Here is a 16409-nt window from a genome sequence, read left to right on the forward strand (position 1 = left end):
CGAGACAGATGACCCAGGTTACCAACACCCCTTACGAAGCCCTCGAAATCGGCCAGACCGCCAGCTACAGCAAGACCGTCGAAGAGCGCGACATTCAGTTGTTCGCCGCGATGTCCGGCGATCACAACCCGGTGCACCTGGACGCCGAATTCGCCGCCGCCAGCATGTTCAAGGAGCGCATCGCCCACGGCATGTTCAGCGGCGCGTTGATCAGCGCGGCGGTGGCTTGCGAATTGCCTGGGCCGGGGACTATTTATATCGGTCAGACGATGAGCTTTCAGAAGCCAGTGAAAATTGGCGACACACTGACTGTGCGCCTGGAAATTCTCGAGAAACTGCCGAAGTTTCGTGTGCGCATCGCCACTCGAGTGTTCAACCAGCGCGATGAGTTGGTGGTGGATGGCGAGGCGGAAATTCTGGCGCCACGCAAGCAACAGACCGTGACATTGCCGACGTTGCCGGCGATCAGTATCGGCTGATTTGCAAGCCCCAAAAGATCGCAACCTTTGGCAGCTCCTGCAGAGATCGGCGTAGGAGCTGCCGAAGGCTGCGATCTTTTGATCTTAGCGCCCCTCTTGAACCTGCACACTCGCCGTCATCCCCGCACTCAAACTGATCCCTTCAGGCAACTTGTCGAGCTTGATCCGTACCGGAATCCGCTGCGCCAGGCGCACCCAGTTAAACGTCGGTTCTACCTCGGCCAGCAACTGCCCATCGGGCGTGGTATTGCGGTCGGTAATCCCGCGGCTGATACTTTCGACGTGCCCCTGCAACGCCTCCCCCGCGCTCATGAGCCAGACCTTGACCGGATCGCCGACGCGAATTCGCGGCAGTTTGGTTTCCTCAAAATACGCCTGGACATAAAAAGTCGAATCGTCGATCAACGCCATCACCGGCTGCCCGGCATTCACGTAATTACCCTGGGCCAGACGCAAGTTGGTGACGTGGCCGCTGCGCGGCGCATGCACCTCGCTGCGGGTCAGGTTGAGTTGCGCGACCTTGGCTTCAGCCTGAGCTTCGCGCAGTTCGCCCCGGGCGATGCCAGCATTGATTTGTGCGTTCTCGCGCAGTTCGGCGCTGATCGCCTGCGGCCCAAGACTGGCGCGGCGGCTGGCTTCGTGTTCACGCAGACTGAGTTGCTGCTGACGGGTCTGCACCACCGCTTGCGCCTTCTCCAGCGCGGCTTCGAAACGATCACGGTCGATGCTCAGCAACACATCGCCAGCCTTGACCTGTTGGTTATCGAACGCCTTGAGCTCACGCACCCAGCCGGAAACGTCCGGGGCGATGACTACGACGTCGGCGCGGATCCGAGCGTCGCGGGTCCAGGGCGTCAACATGTAGTACTGCCATAGATGGAAACCGGCAAAAATCGCCAGCGCCGTCAGGCTCAGGGTTATCGCGACACGTACGGGTGTACGCATATTCAACTCCTTTATAAAGGCCCGAAGACGACGGTGATCAGGGTCAATACACAGACGTACAAGGCGCAATCAAACAATGCTTCGTGCCAGATCCAGCGGCCGACAGGGGTCATGCGCAACACCATGCGCAACGCTCCGGTGACCAGCAACGCCAGCAGCACATCAATCAGAAACGGGCTGAGCAGCACGCCGCCCATCGACCACTCACGCAAGCCCATGGCTTTGCTCCTGTTGGTGACACCAGGCACGCCAGCTGCTTTGCAATTGCAGCACCGCGCCCTGGGCGAGTTTCACCGCATCGCTGGGCGGCAACGCGTACAAGGTTTTCAATAACTCTTCACTCGGTTGCGCCAACGCCTCGGCGCGACTGCCGGCCGGGCCTTGCTCGAGGACTTTTTCCAGTTGTTCGAGATAACGTCGCTGGGGCTCTTTGACCGGCGCCTGCGCCACCGCCAGGCTCAAGCGCAAATGCAGCAGTTCATCGCCAATGTCCAGGCCGAGCAAGCCATCATCCCAGCGGCTGCGCGCCGGCTCCGGCAACTCGGGATAATGCCGCGCCAGTTGCAGCAAACGGTCGGCCATACGCCCGCCGAACCAGCTTTCGGCGCCGCGCAGACTGCGTCGGGTCAGGCGCACCAGATCGGCGAGGGTCGCCGCCAGTAACCGTCGACCATGCCATGTCGGGTTACGCAAGATCAGCAAGTGAAACGCCAGCACGGCGGCGCCGACACCAATCAGCATGGCCTGAGCGCTGTTGAAGAAATTCGCGACATCGAATTTCATCATGTTCAGCGGCGATACCAACACAATGAAGTGCAGGCAGAACGAAGTGGCCGTGGCACCGATCTGCGGCATGGCCATGCCCAGCGCGCCGAGAAACAGCGGCACGCCCATGCCCATGCACAGCAAGGCAAACCCGCTCCATTGCGGCAGCAGAATCTGCCCGACAATAAATGCCGACGGAATCGCCAGCACAATCCCCCGCAGAAAGCTCATGCCGATTTGCGCCCCATTCTCGCGGCTGGCAAACAGACTGCACACCACACACGTCAGCACCAGAGCGCCCGACGCCGCCGGCCATGCCGTCGCCAGCCAGAAACCCGACACCACCAGAAACGCCAGCGCACTGCGCGCGCCAAAGACCAGCGCCAATGACAGGTCACGGTGCGGCGTCAGGGTTCTCGGCGGATCGACCGTTTCACGCCCCTCCTGCACCGCTTCCAATGCCGCACTGGCTGCCATGGCGGTATCGAGCAACAAGGTGAAACGGGCCAGGCAGTAACTTTGCGCCGAACTGATGAATGCATCGTGAGAGGCATCGAGCAACCTCGGGCGCAACGCTTGCAACAGGGTGGTATCACAAGCGCCAAGAGCATCCTGAACCTCGGCCATCCATGGCATCAGTTGCTCGGCTTCCTGCTGCTCCAACTGATTCCATTGGCGGCGCACCGAACGGGCGATGCGCAACAGCATCAACAGCTTCTGACTCAAACCGCTGATGGCGCGAGCTCGTTGCCGACCGAGACTGCCTTCAAACCAGGCATGCTCCCGTTGCGCGTCGACTGCGACGATTTTCCCGAGGATTTCCAGCAAGCCTTTACGCGCCTGACCGTCGCCGGCCAGGGTCGCACGCGCGGTATTCATCCCGCTTTGCCAGGCTGCCCGGGCTTGATCCGCCAGTTGCCGTTCGACCCGCAACGGCCAGAGCAATGCACTGGCTGCAGTGGCGCAGAGAATGCCCAGGCAGATCTCCGTGCAGCGAGCCACGGCTTGATCGAACACCGTCAGCGGATGGGTAATGGCCGGCAATGCGATGATCGCCACCGTGTAACCGGCCAACACAAAGGAATAGGACCAGGCACTGCGCAGCAAGGTCGAGCTCGCCGTACACAGCCCGAGCCACAACGCCAACGCCAGCAAAAACAGCCAGGGCGTCTGGGCGAACAGGCCCATGAACACCACCGACATGATCGTCCCGACCAAAGTACCCAACAGCCGTGCCAACCCCTTCTGCACCACCATCCCGGACAACGGTTGGGCGACGATAAACGCCGTCATCAACGCCCATGATGGTTGCTCCAGCCCCCAGCGCAACGCCAGCCACAGCGCCAGGCCGCCGCCGATCAACGTCTTGATCGCGAACTGCAAGGCGCGGCGGTCAGGCGCGAACAAGGCCTGCAAAGTAATGGGCACGTAAGACACTCTTGAAAGGACGGTTTAACGATAGCCGGGTTAGGCAAGATGATATGGGTGACAAATTATTAGCTAGCTATCTATATCCCGTCCAGCGTTAAATTCCAAACATAAAAAAACGCCAGACTGGCTGGCGTTCTTGACAGGCAACGAACGCTTATGAGCGTGCGCGAGCCTGGTTACGCAGGGCTTTCACCTGATCATGGTTGCGTTGCACGCCGTGGTACTGGCGTTCAACGATGTCACGAATGCTCACCAGGTTGTCTTTGTTGATTTTTTCCAGGGCTTCCTTGTAAGCCTTCTTAGCGTGGTCTTCACCGCGTTCGGCCTCGTTCAGCACCGCTTCTTCATCCTTGCCGGTGAACATCGCCTTCACGTCGACCCAGCGACGGTGCATATCGCCACTGACACTGGTGGAGGTTTCCGGATCACCGCCCAGGGAACGCACAGTGGCCTGCAGCTCGGCAGCGGCAGCCGCGCAGTCGGCGGAGCGCTGAATGAACAGGTTTTTAAGTTCTGGATTTTTGATGTCTTCAGCGCAAGTCTTGAACCCTTCCTGACCGTCTTTACAGGTTTCAATCAGGTCGTTGAGTACAGAGATCGCTTCTTTGTTGATGTCGGTCATTTTTCAATTCCTTGCGGTTGATGAAAGATGCAATAAGTAGTTGCACCCTGCATGCCAGCTTTGAATTGACGACTTTTTATTTATATTTCAATCAGTTAGCTTTTAAGGCGAAATCTGTATCCGCTTTTTTTGCATGATCTGTCATTTGGCCTGCATGCAGAATGCCTGTATTTTCCAGACTGTTTTGAATCAAGACGACTGATGATGAATCCCGAAAAGCTTGAACTACTCATTACCCGCGAAATGCCCTTCGGCAAATACAAGGGCCGCATCATTGCTGACCTGCCCGGCCAGTACCTGAACTGGTTCGCTCGCGAAGGTTTCCCCCACGGTGAACTGGGCGGTTTACTGGCTTTAATGCAGGAAATCGACCACAACGGCTTGTCGGAACTGCTCGAACCGCTGCGCGTCAAACACGGCAAACCCGCCCCTCGTCACTGACCCGCCCTACCTCACCGAGTTGCTCATGCCCGATAACACCCGCCGCTCCCGCGATGAAGTCTTTTGGCAGACCTTTGCCGACCGCTACGCTGTCGAACCCGGCCCCCTGAACCTGGAGAACGGTTACTTCGGGCGCATGTCGCGCACTGTGGTCGAGGAGTATCAGCGCAACATCGAACTGATCAACCGGGGCAACTCGGTGCATGTGCGCCAGCGCTTCGAACAGGGCGAAAGCGTCCAGATTCGTGCGCAACTGGCCGAGCTGATCGGTGCCCCCGCCGAAGCCGTCGCCCTCACCCGCAACGCCTCGGACGGCCTGCAATCGCTGATCCGCAACTACAACCGCCTGGAACCGGGCGATCAGGTGCTGATATGCGATCTGGAATACGACACGGTCAAAAGCGCGATGCGTTGGCTGGCCCGCTATCGAGGCGTGGAAGTGATCGAGATCGAACACCACCACCCCGCCAGTTTCGACAGTTTGCTGACCACTTACCGCGAAGCTTTCGTGCGTTATCCGCGACTGAAGCTGATGGCCCTGACCCACGTCACCCATCGCACCGGGCTGGTCATGCCGGTGCAGGCGATTGCTGCTGCCGCCAGGGAATACGGCATTGACGTGATTCTCGACGGCGCCCATGCCTTGGGTCAGATCAAGTTCAATCTCGATGAGCTGGGCATCGCCTTTGCCGGCTACAACCTGCACAAATGGATCGGTGCGCCGCTGACTCTGGGGTTCATTTATATCGCGCCCCAGCGCCTGGCCGATATTGACCCGGACATGGGCGAGATGCATTTCCCGATCACCGACATTCGCGCCCGCACGCCCTACAGCACCCCGAATATCCCGGCCCTGCTGACCCTGCCACTGGTGTTGGAAGAACATCACGCCATGGGCGGTTCCGTCGCCAAGGGCACGCGGCTCAATTACCTGCGCAACCGATGGGTCGATGCCGTGCGGGGGTTACCGGGGATCGATGTCATGACCCCCAATGACCCGCGCCTGTATTGCGGCATCACCTCGATGCGCTTTACCCGGCATGCCGATCAACAGGCGATGGTCGAGCGCCTGCTCAACGATTACAACCTGTTTACCGTGGCACGCAGCGGCGCGGCGTGTGGCCCGTGCATCCGCATTACACCGGGACTCACTACCACCGCCGCCGACATGGATCTGCTGGCCGATGCCCTGAACGCATTGCGCTGAGGTCACACGGTGTACTTGTCGAAGTCCTGGGGTTTGATCTGTGATGACAGCGCAAACGTGTCGACACCGATGGTCATGCGGCCGAAAAAGCCGTCCTCATTCGAATCTCGACCGATGGAATGGACATTCAAGATCGAGGCTTCCCCCCCCATGCTCTGATAGAACTCATCCTGCTCGTTGTTCAGCGCGCAGGTACCACGCCCACGGTACTCGCGGGCATTGAGTACCGACCGCGAAGCCGCCTCGGGAAAGTACAGCTGGCCGACCCAGGCGACATGCCGCTCTTCCAGGTAGTTGTTGCCGGCCGTGATTCGTACCGCGACATGAATATGCACGGCGCGGCCGGCATAAAAACCCGGGTAGATAGTGGTAAATCGCACCACGCCCAGTTGATCGGTGAATTGCCCGCCGCGCAGGTAGGTATCGTCATCGGTGCGCGGAATCGAACCGATGGCATCGACATCGACTTCCTTGTCCGGGTCGAGCTTGCTCCAACCCGAATACGCCCCGCGCGCGTTGCAATGCCAGATATCGACCAGCGCCCCGGTGACCGGTTGACCGGTCATCGCATCGACGATCGTCAGTCGCAGCACCAGGGGAATGCCATCCATGCCTTCGCTGATGTTTCGTCTGATCAGTTTCGGGTTTCGAAAATACGGACCGGCGATCTGTTCGGGTGACAGTTGGCACACCGTTGGTGGGGATGTAATTGCAGTGTTGTCGTCCATGACGTTCTCTCATCCATAAGATGAACGCAGGTTAACGCTGAACGAGCGACGAGATGCGGTAACTATGTATCGCATGATGTCCTGTGGGAGCGGGTTATATTTCAGGCAAAAAAAACGGTGCACCGACCAAGCGCACCGTAAAGCCGTAGAACACACAACGAAGTGTTTGGTAAATCCGGTTAATCAGTCCAGCAGGGCCAATGCCTCGGCGGTGCACTCCTGGATGCGGGCCCAATCGCCGTTCTTGATCCACTCGGGGTCAAGCATCCAGCTGCCGCCCACGCACATCACGTTTTTCAACGCCATGTAGCTCTTGATATTGGCCGGGCTGACGCCGCCGGTCGGGCAGAATTTTACTTCGCCGAACGGGCCGCCCAAGGCTTTGATGGCCGCGACGCCGCCGCTGACTTCCGCCGGGAACAGCTTGAAGCGGCGATAACCCAGGCTATAGCCTTCCATGATGCCAGAGGCATTGCTGATGCCCGGCAGCAGCGGGACCGGGCTACCGACACTGGCTTCAAGCAGATCACGGGTAATGCCCGGCGTGACGATGAATTGCGAACCGGCCGCTTCGGCAGCGGCCAGCATGCTGCGATCGAGCACGGTGCCGGCACCGGTCACCAGTTCCGGACGCTTTTCGCGCAGGATCTGGATCGCCTTGAGGCCGAACTGCGAACGCAGGGTCACTTCCAGCGCCGTCAGGCCACCGGCCGCCAGGGCGTCGGCCAACGGCAGCACGTCCTGTTCACGAGCGATGGTGATCACCGGCAGGATCCGCGCCTTGGCGCAGAGGCTGTCGATCAGGGCAACTTTGTCCGCCATGGAAACGGTCGGGGATGTGTTTGTCATAGCGGCTGATCCTTGGTTCATGGGCACCAGTAAATCTCTAACGTAGGTTGCAGAAACGCCCGAATCGGCATGGCGGCGACATCGTCACCGGCCAGTGCGGCATTCAGGGTGGTCAGCTTGGACTGACCGGAAATCGATAGAACGGTGTGCTTCGCCGAAGCCAGCAACGCGCGACTCATGGTTAGCCGTTGATGAGGCACGGTCGGCGCCAGCATCGACCAGCAGCGACGGGTACCGTCGACTTTCAAGGCGTCGGCCAGGTTCGGGCTGTTGGGGAACAGCGATGCGGTATGACCGTCATCACCCATGCCCAGCACCAGAACGTCGATCGACGGCAATTCGGCGAGCAAGCGATCAGCCTGCTCGGCGGCCTGTTCCAGGTTGGCGGTGGCGCTGTAGAGGCTCAGGAACTGAGCCTTGGCCGCCGGGCCTTGCAACAGGTAACGCTTGAGCAGACCGGCATTGCTGTCGGCATGTTCCACCGGCACCCAGCGCTCGTCAGCCAGCGTGACGACAACCTTGGACCAGTCCAGCGTCTGCTTGGCCAGGTGCTGGAAAAACGCCACCGGGCTGCGGCCACCGGAAACCACCAAGGTCGCGGTGCCGCGCGCGTCGATCGCGTCGCTCAGTTGCTTGGCCACATTCAGCGCCAGGCCTTCGGCCAGCAGCACCGGGCTTTTGAACTCATGAGCGCTGACGCCCTGAGGCAGTTTCAATTCAGATATCGCCATACCACGACCTCCCGTCCCGCGTAATCAGTGCGATGGAGCTCATCGGTCCCCAGGACCCGGCCGCGTACGGCTTGGGCGCATCACCGGATTTTTTCCACCCGGCGATCAACTGGTCACACCACTTCCACGCGGCTTCGATTTCATCTTTACGGACAAACAAATTCTGATTGCCGCGCATCACTTCCAGCAACAACCGCTCGTAGGCGTCGGGAATCCGCGCGCTGCGATAGGTATCGGAAAAATTCAGCTGCAACGGACCGCTGCGCAGCTGCATGCCTTTGTCCAGGCCTTGTTCTTTGGTCATCACGCGCAAGGAAATGCCTTCGTCCGGTTGCAGGCGGATGATCAGCTTGTTGCTGATCTGCAAGCGCTGCTCGGGGGCGAAGATGTAGTGCGACGGTTCCTTGAAGTGGATGACGATCTGCGACAGCTTTTGCGGCATGCGCTTGCCGGTGCGCAGGTAGAACGGCACGCCGGCCCAGCGCCAGTTGCGAATGTCGGCACGCAGGGCGACGAAGGTTTCGGTGTCGCTCTGGGTATTGGAATTAGGCTCCTCCAGATAACCGGGCACCGATTTGCCTTCGCTGTGACCAGCGATGTACTGGCCGCGCACCACCTGAGTGGTCAGGCCTTCCGGGCTGATCGGTGCCAGCGCCTTGAGGACTTTGACTTTCTCGTCGCGGATGCTGTCGGCGGACAGGTCGGCCGGCGGGTCCATGGCGATCAGGCAGAGCAATTGCAGCAGGTGATTCTGGATCATGTCCCGCAGCTGCCCGGCCTTGTCGAAATAGCCCCAACGGCCTTCGATCCCGACCTTCTCGGCCACGGTGATTTCCACGTGGGAGATGTAATTCTGGTTCCACTGGGTTTCGAACAGGCTGTTGGCGAAACGCAGGGCGATCAGGTTTTGTACGGTCTCTTTGCCCAAGTAGTGGTCGATGCGGTAGGTGCGGTTCTCCGGGAAGAACTGCGCCACGGCGTCGTTGACCTTGCGCGAGGATTCCAGGTCCGAACCGATGGGTTTTTCCAGCACCACGCGGGTGTTTTCGGTCAGGCCGACCTTCGACAGGTTCTCGCAAATAGCGCCATAAACCGCTGCCGGGGTGGCGAAGTAAGCAATCACCCGCTGGGCGCTGCCAGCCTGTTCGGCCAGGGCGACGTAATCGTCAGCCTTGAGGAAGTCGACGTGCAGGTAGCTCAAACGCGCCAGGAAGCGCTCGACCACCGCTTCATCCAGTTCTTTGGCTCCGACGTAGCGACGCAACTCGGTGGCGATGAACGCCAGATGCTGCTGCTCGCTGCCGGGTTCACGGGCCAGCGCGATAATGCGCGTATCCTCATGAAGCAGGCCGGCGCCATCGAGTTGATAGAGGGCAGGAAACAGCTTGCGCAAGGCTAGATCGCCGAGAGCGCCGAACAAGGCAAAGGTGCACGGTTCAACCGTAATCGAAGGCATGATGTTTGTTCTTTTATCAAGTTAAGCTACAAATACCTTTTTTCAAGGCATCACTCAAGGGAAAATGTAGTAATAACCACAACATTTTCGCAAAATACAGATTCCGAGTGGTGGTCGGTCGGAGCCATCAGTAGGATAGGCCACCGTTATGGGCCGTATCAAAGGCCCAATTTGCATTAGCCGAACGCTTATTTGCGCTGCTGACCTAAGGAACATGAAATGGACCGCGTGCGAAATTTACTGGAACAGATCCAGAATCGCCTTGAAGACCTGAACAAGGCTGAACGCAAAGTCGCCGAAGTGATCCTGCTCAACCCAGAGCAGGCCACCCGGTTCAGCATCGCCGCCCTCGCCCAGGCCTCTAAAGTCAGCGAGCCGACGGTCAACCGTTTCTGCCGTTCGTTTGGCGTTAGCGGCTACCCGGAACTCAAGCTTCAATTGGCCCAAAGCCTGGCCAGTGGCGCGGCATATGTCAGCCGTGCGGTCGAGGCCGACGATAATCCAGAGGCCTATACCAAAAAGATTTTCGGCAGCGCCATCGCTTCTTTGGACAGTGCATTACAGGCGCTTGACCCGAACCTGATCAGCCGCGCCGTCGACCTGTTGATCCAGGCCCGGCAGATCCACTTCTTCGGCCTCGGCGCCTCGGCCCCGGTGGCGCTGGATGCGCAGCACAAGTTCTTCCGCTTCAACCTGGCCGTCACCGCCCATGCCGATGTGCTGATGCAGCGCATGATTGCGTCGGTAGCGCACACCGGTGAGTTGTTCGTGATCATTTCCTACACCGGTCGCACCCGCGAACTGGTGGAAGTGGCGCGCATCGCGCGGGAAAACGGCGCTTCGGTGCTAGGCCTGACGGCCGAAGGTTCGCCGCTGGCCAAGGCCAGTACCCTGAGCCTGAACATTCCGTTGCCGGAAGACACCGACATTTACATGCCGATGACGTCGCGGATCATTCAGTTGACCGTGCTCGATGTACTCGCCACCGGGATGACCCTGCGCCGGGGCGTGGATTTCCAGCCGCATCTGCGCAAGATCAAGGAAAGCCTGAATGCCAGTCGGTATCCGATTGGGGATGAGTTTAATTAGTCCACCATTATCGTTCCCACGCTCCCGCGTGGGAACGCAGCCCGTGACGCTCCGCGTCACTGGACGCGGAGCGTCCCTTGAGGCATTCCCACGCAGAGCGTGGGAACGATCACCCGCGCCTGCAAACTCAAATGCGCCCGCTCTCCCGGTGCCAGGCATAGGCTGTCGGTCCCGCCACTGGCCGCTTCCACACAGACGAACTCTAAAACCTCGTTCCAGCTTACGCCCAGCAACGGCCGCGAGCCGGGATGCCAGACCACCGTGTCTGCATGGTCACCGGTGTCGATGCACAACTGCCGCTGCCAGGCGTGGTCCTTGAGCTGCAATTCGCCGTCATGCTGGAACACTCGCTGACAACCGCCGTCGACCCGCAACTCGCCTTCCTGCTGGCAAACCTGGCGGCTCAACTGGTCGTAACCTTGCGCGCCGTCGAGACCAGACAGCGCTACCTCGCCCACGTCACCGATACGCCAGTAGGCGTGCAACGCCTGGCTCAACTGGCACGGCATGTCGTCCTGATGCTCGGTGCTCAGGTGCAAATCCATGCGTTCGCCCAGGTGCGCGTGCAAGTCCACTTGCCAGTCGCACAGCTGTAACTGCCAGTGCAGGTGCACGCCATCGTCATCACTGCTGCTGTCGAGCAGTTTCCAGTCGAGCAAACGCGCCCAGCCATGGGACGGCCAGGCGTTTTCGCTCGGATGACGGCCGTACCACGGCCAACACACCGGCACACCGCCGCGAATCGCACCGACATGCGGCCACTTCGCCGCGCACCACAACCAGGGTTTCTGACCCTTTGGCTGGAAGTGCAGCAACTGCGCGCCCTGTCGACTGAACACCGCCTGACACAGCGGATGGTCGATCACCAGCACATCGCGCATCTGATAGCGCTCCCACGCAAACACCGGCCGTTCGCGCAAGGATTTGAAGAAGCGTTGTAGCGGATGCTCAAGCATGTGCCACGGTCCTGAAAATCATTTTTTTACCTGATCATTCCCACGCTCTGCGTGGGAATGCATCCCGTGACGCTCTGCGTCACATACGATGGACGCAGAGCGGCGGTTACCACGCAGAGCGTGGGAACGATCTGCTCCAAGGGATGTGCTGCCCCCAAAAAAAAGCGGACAGCCATGGCCGTCCGCAAATATGCGCACATAGAGAGGAGCTTATCGCAACAGCGTTAGAACACCGACTGAATTTTCAGACCAGCCACCAGAGCGTTGTCGACTTCATCCACACCACCCGGGTGAGTGATGTATTGCAGGTTAGGACGCACGGTCAGCCAGTTGGTAACGTGGAAGCCGTAGTTGATCTCGTAGTTGTACTCGGTGGAACGCAACGGCGAGAACAGCGGATCGTTGTAGTCAGTGACACCATTGGCGGCGTTGACCAACTCGGCGTTTTTCTTCACATCTTCGTTGACATGGATACGGGAGAAACCGATCCCGACGTCATCTTTAGGACGCGCATCAAACGGGCCCTTGTACACAAACATTAGCGACTGGTAGTTGTCGACGAAGTTGGTGTCCTTGTCGTGGAAGGTGGCGTTAGCCGCGATGTTCAGACCGCGTGAAGCATCACCGTTGTGAGTGGTCAGTTGTTGCTGCGCCACGAACCAGTAGCCGTGCTTGCTATCGTGGCTGCGATAAGCGTTGCCGCTGGTCGCTGCATCATTGCCGTTGGCGTCTTCACGAACGTCATCGGCGTTGGCAGTGCTCTTGTAGTAACCGACACGGTATTCGCCCGGCAGGTTGTTGACCTTCGGCGACCAGACCAATTCAACTGGCAAGACGGTGCCTTCGGTACCACTGCCGCTGAGCTTGAAGCCGTTACCGTGTTCCAGTTGCGACGGGTTCTGGTTGTACGCACCAATCTGCGCATAGAACTCAGGCGTGATGTTGTACTTCACGCGAATCGCCGCCTGCATGACCGGCCAGTTGTACCAGATGTTGGTCGCCCAGTTACCCGCTTGGGAACCGCAGAATGCCAGGTTCTGGAACTCGCAAGGGAAGGTGTTGAAGTCTTCGCCTTCGCCGAAGTAACCGGCCTTGACGTCCAGCTTACCGTCGAGGAACTGGTGCTTGATCCACAACTGGGTCAAACGGACCATGTGGCCACGACCGTAGACTTCCTGGGAGGAACTCAAGGTGCCGGCACGCGGGTCGCCGACACGGTCATTGGAGATGTTCTCACCGTTACGGTTGGTGAGCTGGATCTTCGCCTGGGTGTTATCCCAGCCCCACAGCTTTTCCAGGTCCAGCGCCACGCCCAAGCCAAACTGGTCGGCGTAACGCGCCGTCTTGTCGTCGTTGTAACCGCCATGCAGGTTGGCGCCCACTTCACCGACGTAGTCGGCCTTGATGTCGATACCTTGTTCGATCAGCCTGGTCCGCTCGCCGCCCCAATCCCCGGTCATCCACTGCGAGTCAGCACTGAACGCGTCAGCCGCGTGTACGCTACCGGCCATAGTCATCACCGCAAGAGCTGACAATTGGCAGATAAGCTGAGCGTTGTTGTTCTTCTTCATCCCTACATCCTCGTCTTTATTGTTATTAACTGTTTTTATCTAACGCGGTTTACATCAAGTGCAACGCACGACAGTCCGGGCGCCACGGATCCCCCCTGTGGGGGCGAGCTTGTGGCAAGGGGGCTGCCCCCTCGCCACAAGCTCGCTCCCACATTTTTGATCTTTATCTACCTTTAAATTGGGCTACGTTGGCGCTGTGAGCTTCGGTTTTTGGCAGGCCGGCCACCCCCAGGCGTTCACCGGTCTTGGCATCGAACAACAGCACTTTCGATGGATCGAATTGCAGGGTCAGGGTCTCGCCCACGGCCGGCGCGACGTCCGGTGCCAGGCGGCAGCAGACTTTGGTGTCGTTGAGATTGACGAACACCAGGGTGTCGGGACCGGTCGGTTCGGTGACCTGCACTTCGGCACGAATGGTCGGCAAACCATTCGGCTCGCTGCCCGCCAGAACGATCTGTTCCGGGCGCATGCCGAGGATCACTTCGCGGTCTTCAAGCCCGGCGTCTTGCATGCCCAGCGGCAACTCGCAACGCGCCTGACCACTGTCGAGCAGCGCTACCAACCGACCTTCCTTGCGTTGCAAACGCAGAGGGATGAAGTTCATCGGCGGCGAACCGATGAAGCTCGCCACGAACAGGTTGGCCGGATTGTTGTAGATGTCTTTCGGCGTGCCGAACTGCTGAATGATCCCGTCCTTCATCACCGCCACTTTGTCGCCCAGAGTCATGGCTTCGATCTGGTCGTGAGTCACGTAGACCGTGGTGGTTTTCAGGCGCTGGTGCATCAGTTTCATTTCGGTGCGCATCTCGACCCGCAGCTTGGCGTCGAGGTTGGACAGCGGCTCATCGAACAGGTAAATCTTCGGCCGCCGCGCCAGCGCCCGGCCCATGGCCACGCGCTGTTGCTGACCACCAGAGAGCTGGCCCGGTTTGCGGCTGAGCAGATGTTCGATTTGCAGCAGCTTGGCCACGCGAGCGACTTCTTCGTCGATTTCGGTGGTGGGCATTTTGCGAATCTTCAGGCCGAACGCGATGTTGTCGCGCACGCTCATGGTCGGGTACAGCGCGTAAGACTGGAACACCATGGCGATGTCGCGATCTTTCGGGCTCATGCCGCTGATGTCGGCGTCGTCCACCAGGATCGCCCCGCCGCTGATGTTTTCCAGACCCGCAATGCAGTTCATCAAGGTGGATTTACCACAGCCCGATGGACCGACCAGGATCAGGAACTCACCGTCATTGATCTTCAGCTCGATGTTTTTCAGGGTGTCCGGCAAACCGGCGCCGTAGGTTTTGTTAACGTTGCGTAATTCGAGAGTTGCCATGTTCTACCCCTTGACCGCGCCGGACGTCAGCCCACGCAGGAAATACTTGCCAGCGAATATGTAGACCAGCAGTGTCGGCAGCCCGGCGATCATCGCGGCGGCCATATCAACGTTGTATTCCTTGGCCCCGGTGCTGGTGTTGACCAGATTGTTCAGGGCCACGGTAATCGGCTGGGCATCGCCACTGGCGAAGACCACGCCGAACAGGAAGTCATTCCAGATTTGCGTGAACTGCCAGATCAGGCAGACCATCACGATCGGGATCGACATCGGCAGCAGGATCTTCCAGAAAATCGTGAAGAAGCCCGCGCCATCCAGTCGCGCCGCCTTGACCAGCGCATCCGGAATGCTCACGTAGTAGTTGCGGAAGAACAGCGTGGTGAACGCCAGACCGTAAACCACGTGCACCAGCACCAGGCCGGTGGTGGTGTTGGCCAGGCCGATCTTGCCGAGGGTGAACGAGGCTGGCAGCAGCACGGTCTGGAACGGCAGGAAGCAACCGAACAACAACAGGCCGAAGAACAGTTGCGAACCGCGGAAGCGCCACATCGACAGCACGTAGCCGTTCATGGCACCGATGAAAGTAGAGATCAGTACTGCCGGCACGGTGATTTTCACCGAGTTCCAGAAGTAGCTGCCGACACTGTCCCAGGCCTTTATCCAGCCGATGCCATCAATCACTTGCGGCAAGCTCAACAGGTTGCCGGTGCGGATGTCTTCCGGGGATTTGAAACTGGTCAGCAGCATCACCACCAGCGGGACCAGATAGATCGCCGCAGCCAGCAACAAGGTTGCATAGATCGCGATGCGACTGAAGCTGATCGCCGGTTTGCCAAGTTGATTACTCATGGCGTTTGCCTCGCAATTCGGAGTACAGGTACGGCACCAGAATCGCCAGGATCGCGCCGAGCATCATCATGGCGCTCGCCGAACCAATGCCCATCTGGCCACGGCTGAAAGTGAAGGAGTACATGAACATCGCCGGCAAGTCAGACGAGTAGCCCGGGCCACCCGCGGTCATCGCCGCCACCAGGTCGAAGCTCTTGATCGCGATGTGCGCCAGGATCATGAAAGCGCTGAAGAACACCGGGCGCAGGCTCGGCAATACGATCTTCAAGTAGATGGTCGGCAGGCTCGCACCGTCGACTTGCGCCGCGCGGATGATCGATTGATCGACGCCACGCAGGCCGGCCAGGAACATCGCCATCACAAACCCGGAGGCTTGCCACACGGCGGCGATCACCAGGCAATACACCACGCGATCCTGATCCACCAGCCAGTCGAGACGGAAGCCTTCCCAGCCCCAGTCACGCAGCATTTTGTCCAGACCCAGGCCTGGGTTGAGCAGCCATTTCCACGCGGTACCGGTCACGATCATCGAGAGCGCCATCGGGTACAGGTAAACGGTGCGGATGAAGCCTTCCTTGCGAATGCGCTGATCCAGCAGCACCGCGAGGAATACGCCCAGCACCAGGCTGATGCCGATGAACATGCCGCCGAACACCGCGAGGTTCTTGCTCGCGACCCACCAGCGATCGTTGTCCATCAGGCGAATGTATTGCTGCAGGCCGACCCACTTGTAGCTCGGCATGAAGCTGGAATTGGTGAAGGACAGAACAAATGTCCAGATGATGTAACCGTAAAAACCAACCAGGACGATCAGCATGCTAGGCGCCAAAACCAGCTTGGGAAGCCAGCGCTGCAATGCGTCGAACGGTGAGGCTTTGCTGAAAACCGCCACAGAGCTCATCGGGATAATCCAGGTGAAGAGAAATGGAATCGGCACGGCGATCCCTTGTGGGAGCGGGTTTCTGT

General features: G+C 59.2%; 17 protein-coding genes. 4 read left to right on the top strand and 13 right to left on the bottom strand.

Features of this window, described 5'->3' with window-relative positions; all coding sequences use genetic code 11:
• The first annotated feature begins 8 nt into the window (after window positions 1–8).
• Entirely contained in the window at window positions 9–479 is a 471-nt protein-coding gene (locus tag PSH97_RS21225) for a MaoC family dehydratase (protein ID WP_007934748.1), read from the top strand.
• An 84-nt stretch (window positions 480–563) separates the two neighbouring features.
• Here the strand turns inward: PSH97_RS21225 and PSH97_RS21230 are convergent, their stop codons facing one another.
• The 4 genes from PSH97_RS21230 to PSH97_RS21245 all read right to left on the bottom strand — a co-directional run bounded on the left by PSH97_RS21230 (window position 564) and on the right by PSH97_RS21245 (window position 4242).
• Window positions 564–1424, bottom strand: a complete 861-nt coding sequence (locus tag PSH97_RS21230) for an efflux RND transporter periplasmic adaptor subunit (RefSeq protein ID WP_305446580.1) — start codon at window positions 1422–1424, stop codon at window positions 564–566.
• An 11-nt stretch (window positions 1425–1435) separates the two neighbouring features.
• Window positions 1436–1642 (bottom strand): DUF1656 domain-containing protein, encoded by a 207-nt coding sequence (locus tag PSH97_RS21235; RefSeq protein ID WP_305446581.1) that lies wholly within the window; start codon window positions 1640–1642, stop codon window positions 1436–1438.
• Window positions 1629–3617 carry an FUSC family protein gene (locus tag PSH97_RS21240; protein WP_305446582.1) on the bottom strand — a complete coding sequence of 663 codons (1989 nt, stop codon included), beginning with the start codon at window positions 3615–3617 and terminating at the stop codon, window positions 1629–1631. The genes PSH97_RS21235 and PSH97_RS21240 overlap by 14 nt, the downstream gene beginning before the upstream one ends.
• 157 nt (window positions 3618–3774) lie before the next feature.
• On the bottom strand, window positions 3775–4242 hold the full coding sequence (locus tag PSH97_RS21245) for a ferritin-like domain-containing protein (RefSeq protein ID WP_305446583.1): 468 nt from the start codon (window positions 4240–4242) through the stop codon (window positions 3775–3777).
• 204 nt (window positions 4243–4446) lie between these two features.
• Here PSH97_RS21245 and PSH97_RS21250 point away from each other — a divergent pair, with 204 nt between their 5' ends.
• Complete coding sequence (locus PSH97_RS21250; RefSeq protein WP_026346079.1) at window positions 4447–4683, top strand: DUF3820 family protein; 237 nt, start codon at window positions 4447–4449, stop codon at window positions 4681–4683.
• Between the two features lie 25 nt (window positions 4684–4708).
• Window positions 4709–5890, top strand: coding sequence for an aminotransferase class V-fold PLP-dependent enzyme (locus tag PSH97_RS21255; protein ID WP_305446584.1), 1182 nt, complete (start codon window positions 4709–4711; stop codon window positions 5888–5890).
• 2 nt (window positions 5891–5892) lie between these two features.
• Here the strand turns inward: PSH97_RS21255 and PSH97_RS21260 are convergent, their stop codons facing one another.
• From PSH97_RS21260 to zwf, 4 genes are all read right to left on the bottom strand, one after another.
• Window positions 5893–6618: an intradiol ring-cleavage dioxygenase gene (locus tag PSH97_RS21260; protein WP_305446585.1), complete on the bottom strand. Its 726-nt coding sequence runs from the start codon at window positions 6616–6618 to the stop codon at window positions 5893–5895.
• Window positions 6619–6801: 183 nt separating this feature from the next.
• Window positions 6802–7467, bottom strand: a complete 666-nt coding sequence (locus PSH97_RS21265; RefSeq protein WP_305446586.1) for a bifunctional 4-hydroxy-2-oxoglutarate aldolase/2-dehydro-3-deoxy-phosphogluconate aldolase — start codon at window positions 7465–7467, stop codon at window positions 6802–6804.
• 17 nt (window positions 7468–7484) lie between these two features.
• Entirely contained in the window at window positions 7485–8198 is a 714-nt protein-coding gene (gene pgl, locus PSH97_RS21270) for a 6-phosphogluconolactonase (RefSeq protein WP_305446587.1), read from the bottom strand.
• The gene (zwf, locus tag PSH97_RS21275) at window positions 8185–9654 is read right to left on the bottom strand and encodes a glucose-6-phosphate dehydrogenase (RefSeq protein ID WP_008072962.1); all 1470 of its coding nucleotides are present in this window, start codon (window positions 9652–9654) and stop codon (window positions 8185–8187) included. Before zwf ends, pgl begins: the two co-directional genes overlap by 14 nt.
• A gap of 228 nt (window positions 9655–9882) precedes the next feature.
• On the opposite strand from zwf, the gene PSH97_RS21280 reads away from it, so the two are divergent.
• Window positions 9883–10743, top strand: coding sequence for a MurR/RpiR family transcriptional regulator (locus tag PSH97_RS21280; protein WP_173667542.1), 861 nt, complete (start codon window positions 9883–9885; stop codon window positions 10741–10743).
• Between the two features lie 56 nt (window positions 10744–10799).
• Here PSH97_RS21280 and PSH97_RS21285 read toward each other — a convergent pair whose 3' ends face one another.
• The 5 genes from PSH97_RS21285 to PSH97_RS21305 all read right to left on the bottom strand — a co-directional run bounded on the left by PSH97_RS21285 (window position 10800) and on the right by PSH97_RS21305 (window position 16344).
• Window positions 10800–11699 (bottom strand): D-hexose-6-phosphate mutarotase, encoded by a 900-nt coding sequence (locus PSH97_RS21285; protein WP_305446588.1) that lies wholly within the window; start codon window positions 11697–11699, stop codon window positions 10800–10802.
• Window positions 11700–11923: 224 nt separating this feature from the next.
• On the bottom strand, window positions 11924–13270 hold the full coding sequence (locus PSH97_RS21290) for a carbohydrate porin (protein ID WP_305446589.1): 1347 nt from the start codon (window positions 13268–13270) through the stop codon (window positions 11924–11926).
• Window positions 13271–13433: 163 nt separating this feature from the next.
• Window positions 13434–14594, bottom strand: a complete 1161-nt coding sequence (locus PSH97_RS21295) for an ABC transporter ATP-binding protein (protein ID WP_305446590.1) — start codon at window positions 14592–14594, stop codon at window positions 13434–13436.
• 3 nt (window positions 14595–14597) lie between these two features.
• On the bottom strand, window positions 14598–15443 hold the full coding sequence (locus tag PSH97_RS21300) for a carbohydrate ABC transporter permease (protein ID WP_008009453.1): 846 nt from the start codon (window positions 15441–15443) through the stop codon (window positions 14598–14600).
• Window positions 15436–16344, bottom strand: a complete 909-nt coding sequence (locus PSH97_RS21305; protein ID WP_007902369.1) for a carbohydrate ABC transporter permease — start codon at window positions 16342–16344, stop codon at window positions 15436–15438. The genes PSH97_RS21300 and PSH97_RS21305 overlap by 8 nt, the downstream gene beginning before the upstream one ends.
• Window positions 16345–16409 lie beyond the last annotated feature (65 nt).

Origin of the sequence: Pseudomonas cucumis (assembly GCF_030687935.1) — a bacterium.
GTDB classification, from domain to species: domain Bacteria; phylum Pseudomonadota; class Gammaproteobacteria; order Pseudomonadales; family Pseudomonadaceae; genus Aquipseudomonas; species Aquipseudomonas cucumis.

Coding starts and splice junctions, on each gene's coding strand:
- PSH97_RS21225 (WP_007934748.1), top strand. CDS start 9: ATGACCCAGGTTACCAACACCCCTTACGAAGCCCTCGAAATCGGCCAG.
- PSH97_RS21230 (WP_305446580.1), bottom strand. CDS start 1,424: ATGCGTACACCCGTACGTGTCGCGATAACCCTGAGCCTGACGGCGCTG.
- PSH97_RS21235 (WP_305446581.1), bottom strand. CDS start 1,642: ATGGGCTTGCGTGAGTGGTCGATGGGCGGCGTGCTGCTCAGCCCGTTT.
- PSH97_RS21245 (WP_305446583.1), bottom strand. CDS start 4,242: ATGACCGACATCAACAAAGAAGCGATCTCTGTACTCAACGACCTGATT.
- PSH97_RS21250 (WP_026346079.1), top strand. CDS start 4,447: ATGAATCCCGAAAAGCTTGAACTACTCATTACCCGCGAAATGCCCTTC.
- PSH97_RS21255 (WP_305446584.1), top strand. CDS start 4,709: ATGCCCGATAACACCCGCCGCTCCCGCGATGAAGTCTTTTGGCAGACC.
- PSH97_RS21260 (WP_305446585.1), bottom strand. CDS start 6,618: ATGGACGACAACACTGCAATTACATCCCCACCAACGGTGTGCCAACTG.
- PSH97_RS21265 (WP_305446586.1), bottom strand. CDS start 7,467: ATGACAAACACATCCCCGACCGTTTCCATGGCGGACAAAGTTGCCCTG.
- pgl (WP_305446587.1), bottom strand. CDS start 8,198: ATGGCGATATCTGAATTGAAACTGCCTCAGGGCGTCAGCGCTCATGAG.
- zwf (WP_008072962.1), bottom strand. CDS start 9,654: ATGCCTTCGATTACGGTTGAACCGTGCACCTTTGCCTTGTTCGGCGCT.
- PSH97_RS21285 (WP_305446588.1), bottom strand. CDS start 11,699: ATGCTTGAGCATCCGCTACAACGCTTCTTCAAATCCTTGCGCGAACGG.
- PSH97_RS21290 (WP_305446589.1), bottom strand. CDS start 13,270: ATGAAGAAGAACAACAACGCTCAGCTTATCTGCCAATTGTCAGCTCTT.
- PSH97_RS21295 (WP_305446590.1), bottom strand. CDS start 14,594: ATGGCAACTCTCGAATTACGCAACGTTAACAAAACCTACGGCGCCGGT.
- PSH97_RS21300 (WP_008009453.1), bottom strand. CDS start 15,443: ATGAGTAATCAACTTGGCAAACCGGCGATCAGCTTCAGTCGCATCGCG.
- PSH97_RS21305 (WP_007902369.1), bottom strand. CDS start 16,344: ATGAGCTCTGTGGCGGTTTTCAGCAAAGCCTCACCGTTCGACGCATTG.